The organism is Neisseria blantyrii (assembly GCF_962747855.1).
In the GTDB taxonomy this organism is placed as follows: domain Bacteria; phylum Pseudomonadota; class Gammaproteobacteria; order Burkholderiales; family Neisseriaceae; genus Neisseria; species Neisseria viridiae.
The window spans coordinates 1-14,434 of sequence record NZ_CAUIZY010000020.1 but is presented as its reverse complement, the minus strand read 5'-3'; the positions used below and the strand labels follow the sequence as shown (position 1 = coordinate 14,434).

6 protein-coding genes are annotated in these 14,434 nt (G+C 50.7%); 2 read left to right on the top strand and 4 right to left on the bottom strand.

Annotation, left to right across the window (positions count from 1 at the left end):
* Positions 1–94: 94 nt before the first annotated feature.
* The 3 genes from Q9J80_RS10475 to aroD form a co-directional block, all read right to left on the bottom strand.
* Positions 95–277 carry a hypothetical protein gene (locus tag Q9J80_RS10475; protein ID WP_301668185.1) on the bottom strand — a complete coding sequence of 61 codons (183 nt, stop codon included), beginning with the start codon at positions 275–277 and terminating at the stop codon, positions 95–97.
* A 90-nt stretch (positions 278–367) separates the two neighbouring features.
* Positions 368–2,383 carry a DNA helicase Rep gene (rep, locus tag Q9J80_RS10470; protein ID WP_304671747.1) on the bottom strand — a complete coding sequence of 672 codons (2,016 nt, stop codon included), beginning with the start codon at positions 2,381–2,383 and terminating at the stop codon, positions 368–370.
* Positions 2,384–2,402: 19 nt separating this feature from the next.
* A complete protein-coding gene (aroD, locus tag Q9J80_RS10465) occupies positions 2,403–3,167 on the bottom strand; it encodes a type I 3-dehydroquinate dehydratase (protein ID WP_301673278.1) in 765 nt (254 codons plus the stop codon).
* Between the two features lie 261 nt (positions 3,168–3,428).
* Between aroD and Q9J80_RS10460 the strand changes: the two genes are divergently transcribed.
* Complete coding sequence (locus tag Q9J80_RS10460; RefSeq protein ID WP_301673279.1) at positions 3,429–5,339, top strand: alpha-amylase family protein; 1,911 nt, start codon at positions 3,429–3,431, stop codon at positions 5,337–5,339.
* 165 nt (positions 5,340–5,504) lie between these two features.
* The gene (gene recA / locus Q9J80_RS10455; RefSeq protein WP_002223618.1) at positions 5,505–6,551 is read left to right on the top strand and encodes a recombinase RecA; all 1,047 of its coding nucleotides are present in this window, start codon (positions 5,505–5,507) and stop codon (positions 6,549–6,551) included.
* Between the two features lie 269 nt (positions 6,552–6,820).
* On the opposite strand, the gene Q9J80_RS10450 is transcribed toward recA, so the two are convergent.
* On the bottom strand, positions 6,821–14,320 hold the full coding sequence (locus tag Q9J80_RS10450) for a Hia/Hsf adhesin N-terminal domain-containing protein (RefSeq protein ID WP_304674181.1): 7,500 nt from the start codon (positions 14,318–14,320) through the stop codon (positions 6,821–6,823).
* Positions 14,321–14,434 lie beyond the last annotated feature (114 nt).

Genomic DNA, 14,434 nt, shown 5'->3' with positions numbered 1-14,434 from the left:
GATCTCTTCGCTTGTTTGAGTTTCCCAATTCTCAATATGATGCTTCAGTTCGATTATTTTATTAACTCGAAGCTTAGTTTTGCTGTTCATATTTCTAGTGAGTATTATTTATCATATGAGTATTATTTATCATATGTCCTTTGGAATCAACTTCTGCTGTTTTTCCCTGACTCATTTTTAACTCAATGTCATCTTTAGATATAAAAGTTCTTCCATCTTTGACATTGTTGGGGTCATATGAATGATAGAAGCCACCATCATTTCTTCTCTTATTCATCTGACTCTTATTCAGTTGATTGTGATACAAAGAAGACCCCTCCATATCTCGAGCTGCAAATTGTCTCCGGCTTCGTTTCCCTGTCTTGGTTTAATCCGACGGATTGCCTTTTTTCATACCGTCGAGCCTTCCGATTATATCGGCAAGGTTGCGTCTGCCTTCTTCCTTGCTGACAATCGGTTCGCCGCCTTTGCGCCCCAGGATTTTGATATCTTCCTGCGGCATTTCGTCTATGAATCGGCTGGGTTCGGGGAACTGCCATATGCCTTGTTTTTTGCGTTTGAGGCAGTGGGTCAGTGTGAGTTGGCGTTTGGCGCGGGTGATGCCGACGTACATCAGGCGGCGTTCTTCTTCGACGTTGCCTTCTTCGATGCTGTCGTTGTGCGGCAAAACACCTTCTTCGCAACCGACAAGGAAAACATACGGATACTCCAAACCTTTGGCGGCGTGTAGCGTGGACAGCGAGACGGCATCGGTTTCTTCTTCGCTTTTGCCTTCCAAAAGCGTCATCAAGGCGACGGTTTGGGCGAGTTCGATGACGTTTTTGCCGTCTTCTCCGCCTTTTCGCGCAAACCATGATACCAACTCGCCGACGTTGCGCCATTTGATTTCGCCGGCCTTGCCTTCTTCGTTTTGCATCAAATGGTTTTCATAGTCGATTTCTTCGAGCAGGCTGTTGATGAGTTCGCCCGCTTCGCCGGTTTCCGCTTTGGCGCGGTAGCTGCCGAACATATCCATAAAGGCTTGCAGGTGTTGGCGGTTGGTATTGTTCAGCGTGGCAAGGGCTTCTTCGGTTTGCGCGGCTTCATACAGACTGCATTCATGTTCGTGCGCGTAAGTGTTGAGCTTCCCCAGTGTAACGTCGCCGATACCGCGTTTGGGCGTGGTAACGGCGCGCAGGAAGGCGGGATCGTCGTTGGGGTTGGCAAGCAGCCGCACATAAGACAACACGTCTTTGATTTCGGCTTTGTCGAAAAAACTCTGACCGCCCGAGAGCCGGTAGGGGATGCGCGCGCCGCGCAAGGCTTCCTCGAAAATCCTCGCCTGATGCTTGCCGCGGTATAACACGGCGAAATCGGCATATTGGGTTTTGTCGCCGCCGATGAGTTTTTGTTTGACGATTTGGCTGACGACCCATTCGGCTTCGTGCTGCTCGTTTTGGCAGGCGACGACTTTGACGGGCTCGCCTTCGCCGAACTGCGACCAAAGTTTTTTGGTAAAGAGTTTGGGGTTGTTTTCGATGACTTTGTTGGCGATTTTGAGAATGCGCGCGGTGGAGCGGTAGTTTTGCTCCAGCTTGATGATTTTCATCTGCGGATAGTCTTCCTGCATTTTGCGCAGGTTTTCCATGTTTGCGCCGCGCCATGCGTAGATGGACTGGTCGTCGTCGCCGACGGCGGTAAACATGCCTTCCGCTCCGGTCAAGAGTTTCATCAGGGTGAATTGGCAGGTGTTGGTGTCCTGACATTCGTCAACCAACAGATAACGCAGCCGCCGCTGCCATTTGTTACGCACTTCACTGTTTTGCTGCAACAGTACGGCAGGCAGGCGGATTAAGTCGTCGAAGTCCACCGCCTGATAGCTTTGCAGGGTTTCCTGATAGCTCGCATACACGCGCGCGATTTGTTGTTCCCACGCATTAGAGGCCGTCTGAACGACATCTTCAGGCGTTTTCAGATCGTTTTTCCAAAGGGAAATTTGATGCTGCGCTTTGAATATGGCTTCTTTGCCCGTACCGCCCAAAAGTTCGCCGATGATTTTCGCGCTGTCGGTAGAATCGAGGATGGAAAAGTTTTTTTTGTAACCGATTTGATTCGCTTCTTCGCGCAGAATCTTCATGCCCAAAGAGTGGAACGTGCAAATCGTCAGCCCGCGCGTTTGCGATTTGGGCAGCATTTTGGCGACGCGCTCCTGCATTTCCGCAGCGGCTTTGTTGGTAAAGGTAATCGCGGCGACGGTATGCGGCAGATAGCCGACATTGACAATCAAATGCTTGATTTTTTGAGTAATCACGCCGGTTTTTCCGCTGCCTGCGCCGGCAAGGACGAGCAGTGGGCCGCCGAGGTAACGGACGGCTTCGAGCTGTTGGGGATTGAGTTTCATCATGTTTTGATGTCGTCTGAAATCACTCTGCGCCGCCTTCGAGGCATTCGAGTGCCGTACGGAGGGCGGATACGCCGATTTGCCCGGGCGCGGAGTTTTGCGTTCCCGAACCGAACGTGATGCTTGAGCCGAACACCTGTCCGGCAAGGCGGCTGACCGCCCCCGTCTGCCCCATCGACATCGTAACAATCGGTTTGGCGGCAAGCCGTTTCGCTTCGAGCGTGGCGGAAAGCAAAGTCAGCACATCTTCCGCGCTTTGCGGCATCACCGCAATTTTACAGATGTCCGCGCCGCAGTCCTCCATCTGTTTCAGACGGCATACGATTTCTTCTTGCGGCGGCGTGCGGTGGAACTCATGATTGCAGAGCAGGGCGGCGATGCCGTTTTTTCGGGCATTTGCCACGGCGCGCCGGACGGCGGTTTCTCCGGCAAACAGCTCGATGTCGATGATGTCGGGCAGGCGGCTTTCAATCAGCGCGTCGAGCAGTTTGAAATAATAACCGTCCGAACACGGGAACGAGCCGCCTTCGCCATGCCGTCTGAACGTAAACAGCAGCGGTTTGTCGGGCAGCGCGTCGCGGACGGTCTGCGTGTGGCGCAATACTTCGCCGATGCTGCCCGCGCATTCCAAAAAATCAGCGCGGAACTCCGCAATATCGAAGGGCAGCTTTGTGATTTGGTCAAGTACGGCGGAAAGTTCGGCGGCATCGCGGGCGACAAGCGGCACGGCGATTTTGGTGCGTCCGCTTCCGATAACGGTATTTCTGACGGTCAGGCTGGTGTGCATGGCGGTTGTTGCGGCTGAAGGGAACGGTAAAGACGCAATTATAGCAAAGGCGCAGGCAATGTTTCAGACGGCATTTCTGTGCAGCCGGCTTGATATGAATCAAGCAGCATCCGCATATCGGAATGCAGACTTGGCACAAGCCCCGTCTTTTCTAGTCAGTTCGCAGTTCTTGCAGTATGATTGCACGACACGCCCTACACGGCGCGTGCAGGATACGGCGGCGGACCGCCGGTCGGAAATTTCAGAATCGGAGCAGGCATTATGTTGACCCCCACGCAGCAAGTCGGTTTGATTTTACAGCACCTCAAAACACGCATCTTGGACATCTACACGCCCGAACAGCGTGTCGGTATCGAAAAATCGGAAGACTGGCGGCAGTTTTCGCGCCGTATGGATACCCATTTCCCCAAACTGATGAACGAACTCGACAGCGTGTACGGCAACAACGAAGCCCTGCTGCCTATGCTGGAAATGCTGCTGGCGCAGGCGTGGCAGAGCTATTCCCAACGCAGCGCGTCCCTGAAAAACATTGACATCGAACGCGAAAACAACTCCGATTGGATTTTGTCCAACAAACAGGTCGGCGGCGTGTGCTACGTCGATTTGTTCGCAGGCGATCTGCAAGGCTTGAAAGCCAAAATCCCTTATTTCCAAGAGTTGGGCCTGACCTATCTGCACCTGATGCCCCTGTTTAAATGCCCTGAAGGCAAAAGCGACGGTGGCTATGCAGTCAGCAGCTATCGCGATGTCAATCCGGCACTGGGTACGATAGACGACTTGCGCGATGTCATTGCCGCCTTGCACGAAGCAGGCATTTCCGCCGTCGTCGATTTCATCTTCAACCATACTTCTAACGAACACGAATGGGCAAAAGGCTGCGCCGCCGGTGATCCACTCTACGATAACTTCTACTATATTTTCCCCGACCGCTGGATGCCCGACCAATACGACCGCACCCTGCGTGAAATCTTCCCCGACCAACATCCGGGCGGCTTCTCCCAACTGGAAGACGGACGCTGGGTATGGACAACGTTCAACTCCTTCCAATGGGACTTGAATTACAGCAACCCATGGGTATTCCGTGCCATGGCAGGCGAAATGATGTTCCTTGCCAACTTGGGCGTTGACATCTTGCGTATGGATGCCGTTGCCTTTATTTGGAAACAGATGGGGACAAGCTGCGAAAACCTGCCGCAGGCGCACGCCCTCATCCGCGCGTTCAATGCCGTTATGCGTATCGCCGCGCCCGCCGTGTTCTTTAAATCCGAAGCCATCGTCCACCCCGACCAAGTCGTCCAATACATCGGGCAGGACGAATGCCAAATCGGTTACAACCCCCTGCAAATGGCATTGTTGTGGAACACCCTTGCCACGCGCGAAGTCAACCTGCTCCATCAGGCACTGACCTACCGCCACAACCTGCCCGAGCATACCGCCTGGGTCAACTACGTCCGCAGCCACGACGACATCGGCTGGACGTTTGCCGACGAAGATGCGGCATATCTGGGCATAAGCGGCTACGACCACCGCCAATTCCTCAACCGCTTCTTCGTCAACCGTTTCGACGGCAGCTTCGCGCGCGGCGTACCCTTCCAATACAACCCCAACACGGGCGACTGCCGCGTCAGCGGTACGTCCGCCGCATTGGCAGGCTTGGCTCAAAATGACCCCCACGCCGTCAGCCGCATCAAACTTCTGTACAGCATCGCATTGAGTACCGGCGGGCTGCCCCTGATTTACCTCGGCGACGAAGTCGGCACGCCCAACGACGACGGCTGGGCGCAAGACAGCAACAAAAGCGACGACAGCCGTTGGGCGCACCGTCCGCGTTATAACGAAGCCCTGTACGCGCAACGCAACGATCTGTCGACCACAGCCGGGCAAATCTATCAGGGCTTGCGCCATATGATAGACATCCGCCAAAACAATCCCCGTTTTGACGGCGGCAGGCTGGTTACCTTCAACACCAACAACAAGCACATCATCGGCTACATCCGCAACAACGCGCTTTTGGCATTCGGCAACTTCAGCGAATATCCGCAAACCGTTACCGCGCATACCCTGCAAGCCATGCCCTTCAAGGCGCACGACCTCATCGGCGGCAAAACTGTCAGCCTGAATCAGGATTTGACGCTTCAGCCCTATCAGGTCATGTGGCTCGAAATCGCCTGACGCACGCTTCCCGAATGCCGTCTGAACCGTTTCAGACGGCATTTGTGCCGAAGCGGACGGTAGTCCCCAAAAGGGAAACATGCGATAATAGCCGCCCATCACATTCCGCGCCGCAGCCCGACTGTGCCGCACATTACATACCGCATTTGTTCCGGAGTAACCCCAATGTCAGACGACAAAAGCAAAGCCCTTGCCGCCGCCTTGGCGCAAATCGAAAAAAGTTTCGGCAAAGGCGCCATCATGAAAATGGACGGCAGCCAGCAGGAAGAAAACCTCGAAGTCATTTCCACCGGATCGCTCGGATTAGACCTCGCCCTCGGAGTCGGCGGCCTGCCGCGCGGGCGCATCGTCGAAATCTTCGGCCCCGAATCCTCCGGCAAAACCACACTCTGCCTCGAAGCCGTCGCCCAATGCCAGAAAAACGGCGGCGTGTGCGCCTTTGTCGATGCCGAACACGCCTTCGATCCCGTTTACGCCCGCAAACTCGGCGTAAAAGTCGAAGAGCTTTACCTGTCCCAGCCCGATACCGGCGAACAGGCATTGGAAATCTGCGACACGCTCGTCCGTTCGGGCGGCATAGATATGGTAGTCGTCGATTCCGTAGCCGCACTCGTCCCCAAAGCCGAAATCGAAGGCGATATGGGGGACAGCCACGTCGGACTGCAGGCGCGGCTGATGAGCCAGGCTTTGCGCAAACTGACCGGGCACATCAAAAAAACCAACACGCTGGTTGTATTCATCAACCAAATCCGTATGAAGATCGGCGTAATGTTCGGCAGCCCCGAAACCACCACCGGCGGCAACGCGCTGAAATTCTACTCCTCCGTCCGCCTCGACATCCGCCGCACCGGATCCATCAAAAAAGGCGAAGAAGTATTGGGCAACGAAACCCGCGTCAAAGTCATCAAAAACAAAGTCGCCCCCCCGTTCCGTCAGGCAGAGTTTGACATCCTCTACGGAGAAGGCATCAGTTGGGAAGGCGAATTGATCGACATCGGCGTGAAAAACGACATCATCAACAAATCCGGCGCGTGGTACAGCTACAACGGCGCGAAAATCGGTCAGGGCAAAGACAACGTCCGCGTCTGGCTGAAAGAAAACCCCGAAATTGCCGACGAAATCGACGCAAAAATCCGCGCACTCAACGGCGTAGAAATGCACATCACCGAAGGGACGCAGGACGAAACCGACGGCGAACGTCCCGAAGAATAAAACCTGAAATCCCGATAAACGGTACTTCTGCTGCGAAGTACCGTTTTTTTGAGCCGCCTCCGAACGGCTTGACTTGAGTTTTGGTATTTTTGCCCGACGGGGTGAAAAATACAGTTGCTACGCCTTAACCTACACACTTGTCCTGCGCCCTCTGAAATACACATCCGCCCGTTATGCGATACGGTTTTCCCGTTGCGAACCATCGGACGGGGCAATAAAAATGCCGTCTGAAAGCCTTTCAGACGGCATTTTTCAACGCTTCGGGGTTGTTACCAGATATAGCCCACGCCGACACCGCCGCCGGCTTTGCTTCGGGTATTGACGTTGAGCTGGCCTTTGACCACCCATTTGCCGTTGTCGCTGATGCTGGAGTAGCCGACGGCGAGTGCGCCTGTCGAACCGTATGCGCCCGTTGCGGCAGAAATCATCGATTTTCCGGGCAGGTACGATTGCGGCAAGGCGGCTGCGGCATTCGCACCGGCGGCAACACCTTCCAATTCGCGTTTCAACGCCCTGACCATACCGACGGCCTGATCGGCGATGCCTTTGGTTGCCGCATACAGCTGGCTGCCGTTAATCGCATCGGTGGAAGTGGCAGAAATTTCGCCTGCCGCGACGTTTTGGATACGTCTTTCTTCGCCGCTCGCGCCGACAGAAACCGCACCGTGCGCCCTCGCACCGGCAAAGCCGTTTACCGTACCCGTCGCGCCGGCGGTTGTGGTATTACCCGCCGTGCCGTCGGATTTCAGGTTGCTGCCCGGATTTTCTGTCGCGGTCGATTTATTACCCAGATAAACAGAGTTTTCAACTGTAGCCCCTAACGCTTTAGGAACGGTAACGGTAGTATTTTTACCGTCTTTGTCCTTAACGGTTACGGTTTCCGTCTCAACATCTCCATCGGCTTTATATTTCGCATTAACCCCATTACCCAACACAAAAGTGTTTTTAGAAGTAATACGGTTATCGTTACCGAAAGCGTAGCTGCCGCCGGCTTTATCTTCGATGTAGTTCGGATCGCCGAATACGCCGGATTTTTCCGCATTCACAACGTTGCCCGTACCAATCGCCACCGTGTTATCGCGCAAGGCTTTTGACCCGTAGCCGAAGGCAATGGCATTTTCGCCTGCCGCATCGGCTTTCGCGCCGATTGCCGTTGCAAATTTGCCGCTTGCGCTGGAATCGATTTCATTGCTTCGTTCGATTCTGCTAGTCGCTTTGCCGTCGTTGGAGTGGAAGAACTTAATCCCTTGCTCATTCATATTGTAGATGGCTTCAACCACCGAATTGGTGATAACTTCTTTTCTGCCTTCCACATTATAAGTGGTCAATAACGGGGTTTTACCGTCTTCGCCCACCACGACGTTGTGATACGTTTTGTTGGTATCGTTCGCGTTTCCGGCTGTGCCGACGTTCACCGTTTTACCATCCTTATCTACCGTGATACTCGTGATATTCGGTGTTTTGTTGCCGGTCAATGCGAAAATCTGGCTGCCGTTTACCGCCTGTTTGCTGGTTGGCGAAATATCGCCATTAGCCACATTGTCAATGACCACGCCCTTACCGTTCGATTGATTGTTCGGATCAAGGCGGACAACGTGTTTTTCATCGGTAGAAACTTTTGAATCATCAACCGCTTGTGTTGATGTATCCGCAGTACCGTCGGCTTTGGCGTGATACCATTTATCGTTGTCTTTCACAACTTTCTTGCCGTCTGAATCCACGTTACCGAGGGTAACTTCTTTGTTCGTATCGGCAGTCGAACCGTCATCTTTCACTTCATACCATTTTCCGTCAGCATTTTTAACGATTTTCTTACCGTTTGCATCGGTGTTGTAGATTTGCGTTAAAGGCAATTCCACATCAGTTTTCACAAAGGTTGTGGTTACTTTTTCGCCGTTTGCATCGGTGCTTTCCACCGTTGCCGCGCTCACTTTGGTATTTTTACCGTCGGCAAAACGGACTTTATCGTTGGCATTTACGGTTTCCGCCTTAGTATCAGACAAGGCTTTTGTTTCATCGCCAAACGCTGCTTTCGCATCAGCTTCACTTGCCAAACCAAGCTCAAAGCCTGATTTCGCAATCGCATCTGCCACTTGGTTACCCGTTACATAACCGGAACCTTTGTTGGTTAGGGTTGTTTCGGTATTGTCATTAGTAGAAATGATTTTACCGTTTTGAGTTTGGTATTTTTCTGTCGTACCAGTTTTCGGCTGACCCGTTGCAGTATCAATATCATCTTTACTGTAATACTTATCGCCAACTTTAACCAAGTTTGTGCCATCCGGTGCGGTAAATTCATTCGATTTAACCACTTCGCCTTTAGCCAATTCAAAGGTAATTTCACGCGTACCGTTGACCGTTTTACCGGACACATTGATACCGTTGCCGCTTTTGAATTTCACTTCGTTCGCATTCCGCACCTGATCGTGATATTCCTTGCTTGAGTCGCCTGTGGTTTTGTCCGCAGAAATGACCCAACCCAAGCCGCGCAAATCGCCCACGGTTGCGGCGGTATTGTCGGCAACGGTCGGATTATTATCCGCGCCTTTTTCATCCAAATTGGTCAGGTCTTTATAGGCAACGTCGGCATTTTTAGTGATGTTATCTAAATCTTTACCGACAATCGTATTCGTATCACCAAATTTCTTCAGTCCGCTCACAACGTTTTTAACCGCTTTATTACCCGCGCTGATGCCGTCTGAACCGATTTTAACTTTATCGGCATCAGTCGCATTACCGCCATTCGCGCCGGTTGCCGGCGTAAAGGTCAAGCCGTCTTTGGTAATCTTCGTGCTTGCACCGTTCGTACCGCCGTTTGCGTCTTTGAACTCTACGCTGGTCAGGTCTTTCAGGTCTTTTTTCAGTGAGTAAGTAAAGTCTTTTCCAGACTGTTTCACTTTCAAGTTATCGCCTGCTTTAAAGGTTACCTTGTCGCCCGCTTTAACTTCTTGCTCTGTTAAAGTTGTGGGCTCAACCTCGCCAGTGCCATCTTTACCAGCAGTTGCAGTCCAGCTTAAGCTGTTTAAGGCAGTTACCAAATCGCCTGCTTTAACCAGTTTATTTTTGCTATCATCAGCAACATCAGCCACTTTACCTTTCGGTTTGTCAGCTTCATTACCACTATTCACAGTAAGTGCGGTCGTATCTGCAACGATTTTTTTGCTAGTGTCATCAATCTTCCAGCCGTCGCCAACATTTACATCGTACTTAACAGTAATAGCTCCACTTTGTGCATCTTTACTTACGGTCGCTTTCGTTACATTACCATCAGCAAAGGTTACATTTGTGCCTGATGCGACAGTTTCAAAATTATCTCCGGCTTGACCAGCCTGACCATTGGCAGCGGTTGTTTTAATTCTCCAACCAGCTTTGTTCACTGCATTGATAACAGTCTCCGCAGTCACTAAGCCTTTACCCTCGTCCATATATTCAGTTGCATTTGCTGGCGCGCCAGTATTTGCATCTTTCAACTGTTTACCAGTAAGCAACTTACCGTCTTTTTCTTTGATAACGGAAGTCTTCGCACCGATTTTAACTTCGGTTCTAGCTCCGCCGTCTTTGCTATCTACGGTAACAGTTGTTGTATTTGCATCTGCACTCAAAAATTCTACGGTGTCGTAAGTACGAATGAAATCAACATTTTCTGACTGTTTAGTTGCCGAGTTAGATTTAACGCCCTTGATATTCCAACCTACATTTAAGACATCTCTAACACTTGCCGCACGTTTTTTCTCGTCGTCAGTAATACCATTACCGTTTAAATTAGTTGTCGCTCCGGTATTCAACAGCGTATCGTGCAAAGTCGAACCGATACCGTTCAGATGAACCGTAGTGTCGCCGTTTGCCCCCGCCGTTTCTTTCGCGAAATTCAAGCCTTTGGCATCGCTTGTGATATTGACTTTATTGCCGTTCTCGCCAATCGATAATGTTTTGCTCAAAGTCGCGCTGTCTGTCTCAATGCTTTTCGCCAAAGCAAAGGTAACGGATTTGCCATTCTTATCCAACTTGGCTTTTAAGTTTTTACCTGCTTTAAAAGTCAAAGTATCGCCGGCTTTGAGGGCTTGGTCGTAGGCAGCGTCTTTGGTTGCCGCATCATTTTCAATATCCTCATCTGAACTTTGAACTTTCACGAAAGTTGCAGCTTCATTAATCGCTTTGGCGACATCAACCGCTGTGGCGACTTTTTTCTTGTCGTTTTCGGTCTCTGTGCCGTTTACGCCTTTTACTTTCACTTTACCGCGATCGGCAGTGTTCGTACCTTGACCTGCTGTTGTATCAGTGCTTGCAACTTCAAGCTCGCCTTTAGTAACAGACGCACCGTCAGTACCCACAGTCAATAAGTTGTCATCGCCTGTTTTTACTTTCAGTTTGAGTTTGTCGTCAGTCTTCTCGATGCCGTCTGAAGCCTCGATTTTGGTTTCTGCAACATCAATCGTTACGGTATGTTTGCCGTTTTCGGTTTTTGCGGACACGGTGGCTTTGCCCGTGCCTTTGAACTCGACTTCTTCGGCGTTTTTCACGGCGGCGTGGAATGCTGTATCGGTTGTGCCTGTGCCGTTTGTGGTTTTATCAGACGAAAGCACCCAGCCGAGTTTACGCAAATCGCCTACGGTTGCGGCTGTGGTGTCGGCTACGGACGTGCCTGTACCCCCGCCATTTGCAGGTGTTGTAGCAGTATCTAAATTAATCAAGCCATTTTTAGCCGTATTGGTGTTGGCTGCGGGTTGTCCGTTTTGGGTATCCCCGTAGGTTTTCAAACCGCTTGCAACGTTGGTAATGGCTTTATTACCCGCACTAATGCCGTCTGAACCGATTTTGACTTCGGTAGCCGTACTGCCATTTGCCGGGGTGGTAGAAACAGTTAAACCATTTTCAGTAATTTTGGTCGTGGTTTTGCCGTTTCCAGCCGTACCCAAAGTAATGCTGGTCAAACCCGTAAGCTCGTCTTTCAGCGAATAAGTAAAGTCTTTTCTAGACTGTTTCACTTTCAAGTTTTTGCCTGCTTTGAAGGTTACGGTTTCGCCTGCTTTAACCTCTTGTTCGGTTGCTGTTGCCGGGTCAACTTCGCCACCGTCTTCTTTATCAGCTTTCGCTTTCCAGCTTAATTTGTTTAACGCATCAGCCAAACTGCCTGCATCAACAAGTTTCTTCGTATCGCCGTTAGTGCCATTAGGGGCAGTAACTTTACCGTCTGTTACGGTAAGCGTGGTCGTGTCTGCAACGATTTTTTGGTTATCCAGTTTCAAACCGTCGCCAACACTTGCAACAACTTTTCCGCCTTCAACTTTCAAGCCGTCTCCGGTGTTTACATCGTATTTGACGTTGATGTTGCCTGTATTATCTTTGCTTACGGTTGCCGTGGTCGCATTGCCGTTTTTGAAGTTCACGCTCGTGCCGGATGTAACGGTTTCAGGACTGTTCGCATTCACGGCGGTTGCACCGGTTTCGGCAGTCGTCCCCTCGCCGGTTACCCTCCAACCGCTTTTGTTCACGGCATCAATCACGGCTTTTGCAGTAACTAAGCCGGTGCCGGTGTCATTGTCGTTAGTTGCATCAGGTTTGGCATCATCTTTACCATCCTGACCTGTAACCAACTTACCGTCTTTCTCTTTGATAACAGAGATTTTCGGCGTGAACTTCACTTCGGTTGTTTTACCGTTCTCTTTAGCCGTCAATACAACATCAAGCGTGTTTTTATCGCCTGTAATAAACTCAACATTGTCATAACCTGCCACTAAATCAACATTCTCGGTATTACCGCCTGCAACTTTAGCCCCTTTAATGTTCCAACCTGCATTTAAAACATCTTTCAAGGTAGCCGCTCTCGTTTTTTCAATCTCACTAGGCGAGAAGGTTACTGAAGTTGATGAACCTGTATTTGTAGTTACATCAGGCAAGGTTGAAGCCAAACCGTTCAAATGAACCGCAGTATCTCCGTTAGTACCTTTTGATAACTTCAAGCCGCTTGCATCACTGGTAATATCAACCTTATTCGGGTCTTTACCAATAGATAATTTCTCACTTAAAGTCGCGCTGTCTGTCTCAATGCTTTTCGCCAAAGCAAAGGTAACGGATTTACCACCCTTATCCAACTTGGCTTTTAAGTTTTTACCTGCTTTAAAGGTCAAAGTGTCGCCTGCTTTAAGGGCTTGGTCATCGGCGGTATTTCCGTTTGCAGTACCGTCTTCAATATCATCGGTTGTGCTTTCCACTTTCACGAAGGTTGCCGCATCGTTGATAGCGTTCGCAACGTCGCCGACAGTCGCCACTTTTTTCTTGTCGTCCGCTGTCGCCGTGCCGTTTGCAGAAGCCTTAACCGTAACTTTACCGCGATTGTTGGTATTTGCATCTGCCGCAGTTGCATCTGTTGTTACGGTATTAAACTCGCCTTTGGTAACGGACACGCCGTCATCACTTACGGTTAATAAGTTTTCTTCTCCTGCTTTGGATTTGACTTTGAGCTTAATCGTGTTACCGGTAGTAGTATCTTTCTCAAGACCGTTGCCGGCTTCTACTGTTGCCACATCTACCGTTACGGTGTGTTTACCGTCAGCACCAGTTTTTGCGGACACGGTTGCGCCGTTTTTGCCGACAAACTCAACTTCATTGGCGTTTTTAACGGCAGCGTGGAATTGTTTGTTAGCATTATCATCTGTGGTTTTATCAGATGAAAGCACCCAGCCTAAGCCACGCAAGTCGCCTACGGTTGCAGCCGTGCTATCAGCAACAGTTGTTGTTCCTGCGATGCCTGTTCCAGTTGCAGGGTTAGTTAAATTAACCAAGTCTTTCTTAGCTTCTTCAACTGAATTAGCTGTAGGTTGAGTTACGCCGTTTTGGCTATCTTTATAGGTTTTTAAACCACTCTTAACATTGGTAATTTCTTTGCTGCCCGCGCTGATGCCTGACGTGGTTACGCTGATTGTGTTTGCGTTAGACGTACCTGCGCCTGCCGCAGCACCGTTTGTCGGCGTGATGGTTAAGCCGTCTTTGTCAATTTTGGTGCTTGCGCTGCCTGTGCCGCCGTTTGCGTCTTTAAACTCTACGCTGGTCAGGTCTTTCAGCTCTTTTTTCAGCGAGTAGGTGAAGTCTTTGCCGCTTTGTTTGATTTTCAGGTTGTCGCCTGCTTTGAGGGTAACTTTTTCACCTGTCTTGACTTCTTGTTCGGTAGGTGCAGTGTTTGCAGGGTCAAGTTCGCCGCCGTCTTCTTTGTCGGCGATGATTTTCCAAGAGCCGCCTTTGTTTGCGCCTTTGGTTTGGGCGGCTTTGATGGTAACGGTGTGTTTGCCGTCGGTAGTTGAACTGGTGGTTACGGTAACGCCGCCTTCGCCTTTGAACTCGACTTCGTCGCCGCTTTTGACGGTCGTGGGCGTGCCGTTGCCGGCTGCGGCAGCACCGTTGGTGGTTTTAAGCTGCCAGCCTAAGGCGTTTAATGTGGTTGCCAAATTGCCTGCGTTGACGAGTTTTTTCTTGTCATCTTCTGATGTAGGGGTGCTTACTTTGCCGTTGGTAACGGTAAGGTCAACGGTATCGGCAACGAGTTTGTCGGTGGTGTCATCAATTTTCAAGCCGTCGCCTGCTTTTACTTTGAATTTGGCGGAACGTCCTTCTTGGTCGATTTCAATCCCGCCGTCTTCGCGGAGGTAGAGGTAGCTGCTTTTATACTTAGGTTTAGCTGTTGAACCTTCAGAATTTTCTACTGAGATGGTAACCTTTCCCTGATCGTCATCAGTGCTACCAAAGTTAGTTTTTGTCGTTCCATCCTTACCCACGACAACAAGACCAAACTTGTAATTAGTGTTACTACTTTCATCCTCTGTCTGATAATCATCTGTAAAAGTCGGGTTATCAGGGTCAAATTCGGTATCCGGTACGTCCCCCCCCCC

What these genes read in the sequence shown, in the direction of transcription:
- Q9J80_RS10475 (WP_301668185.1), bottom strand. Translation starts at nt 277, where the DNA reads ATGAATAAGAGAAGAAATGATGGTGGCTTCTATCATTCATATGACCCC.
- rep (WP_304671747.1), bottom strand. Translation starts at nt 2,383, where the DNA reads ATGATGAAACTCAATCCCCAACAGCTCGAAGCCGTCCGTTACCTCGGC.
- aroD (WP_301673278.1), bottom strand. Translation starts at nt 3,167, where the DNA reads ATGCACACCAGCCTGACCGTCAGAAATACCGTTATCGGAAGCGGACGC.
- Q9J80_RS10460 (WP_301673279.1), top strand. Translation starts at nt 3,429, where the DNA reads ATGTTGACCCCCACGCAGCAAGTCGGTTTGATTTTACAGCACCTCAAA.
- recA (WP_002223618.1), top strand. Translation starts at nt 5,505, where the DNA reads ATGTCAGACGACAAAAGCAAAGCCCTTGCCGCCGCCTTGGCGCAAATC.